At 35.1% G+C, this 248-nt stretch carries 1 protein-coding gene; it reads left to right on the top strand.

Annotated elements, in window-relative coordinates:
• A partial coding sequence (locus SB717_RS38435) for an AMP-binding protein (protein WP_410908464.1) occupies nt 1-248 on the top strand: 248 nt, incomplete at both ends.

The following is a 248-nucleotide window of genomic DNA, read 5'->3' as shown; positions in this document are numbered from 1 at the left end:
TATATAAGCTAGCTTCACTAAAAAGAATTGCGATTGGCGGTGAAATGTTGCCTGTAGAGGTTATTAAATTGTGGAGAGAAAGAATAGGTACAAATGTTGAAATTCATAATGTATACGGACCGACAGAATGTACTGTAGTGACGACAACCTATAAAATACCTAGTCAGTTAAATGAGGATGTTGCGAGTATTCCCATTGGTAAACCATGTGCTAATTATCAAGTTATGATTTTGGATGAGAATATGAAC

This window comes from Priestia sp. SIMBA_032 (assembly GCF_046535215.1).
In the GTDB taxonomy this organism is placed as follows: Bacteria; Bacillota; Bacilli; order Bacillales; family Bacillaceae_H; genus Priestia; species Priestia aryabhattai.
The sequence above is the reverse complement of the archived record's forward strand: the minus strand, read 5'-3'. Positions and strand labels throughout refer to the sequence as shown.